Origin of the sequence: Streptococcus sp. k-378 (genome assembly GCF_013277505.1) — a bacterium.
GTDB classification, from domain to species: Bacteria; Bacillota; Bacilli; order Lactobacillales; family Streptococcaceae; genus Streptococcus; species Streptococcus pseudopneumoniae.
Genome location: NZ_VMNC01000032.1, coordinates 1 through 814 on the forward strand (window position 1 = coordinate 1; position 814 = coordinate 814).

General features: G+C 38.6%; 1 pseudogene. It reads right to left on the bottom strand.

What is annotated here, in order from left to right:
• Positions 1-67: 67 nt before the first annotated feature.
• Positions 68-768, bottom strand: a pseudogene (locus tag HT719_RS03735) (IS5 family transposase); the annotation flags it as partial.
• Between the last annotated feature and the right edge of the window lie 46 nt (positions 769-814).

The window sequence follows — 814 nt, forward strand, 5'->3', positions numbered from 1 at the left end:
GACAGTCAAATCGATTTCTAACAATGTTTTAGAAGTAGAGGTGTACTATTCTAGTTTCAATCTACTATACTTTGTCAAAAATATTCTCAACCTTGATTCTCTCCTTAGATAGCGCATGGTTACAGGCTTTCTCTTCAGCTGTTAGCGGCTTGAGTTTGCTGGATTTCCTCGGAGTTTGCGCTTGAGGATATAGCTTCATGAGCCCTTGATAACCACTGTCAGACAAGATTTTACCAGCTTGTCCGATATTTCTGCGACTCATTTTGAACAACTTCATATCATGACAATAGTTCACAGCGATCTCCAAAGAAACAATTCTCCCTTGACTTGTGACAATCGCTTGAGCCTTCATAGCGTGGCATTTCTTTTTACCAGAATCATTCGCTAATTGTTTTTTAAGGCGATTGTGATTTTTACTTCCGTCGCATCAATCATTACCGTATCCTCAGAACTGAGAGGAGTTCTTGAAATCGTAAAACCACTTTGAACAAGAGTTACTTCAACCCATTGATTCCGATGGGTTAAGTTGCTTTCCTGAATACCAAAATCAGCCGCAATTTCTTCATAAGTTCGATATTCTCGCACATATTGAAGAGTGGCCATAAGAAGGTCTTCTAGGCTTAATTTAGGTTTTCGTCCACCTTTTGCGTGTTTACCTTGATAAGCTCTTTTTAACACAGCTAACATCTCTTCAAAAGTGGTGCGCTGAACACCAACCAGGAGCTTAAATCGTGTATCAGTTAGTTGTTTACTTGCTTCATAATTCATAGAACTATTCTACCATATTTTGTTTCGCAGGAAGTCTATTATCAAA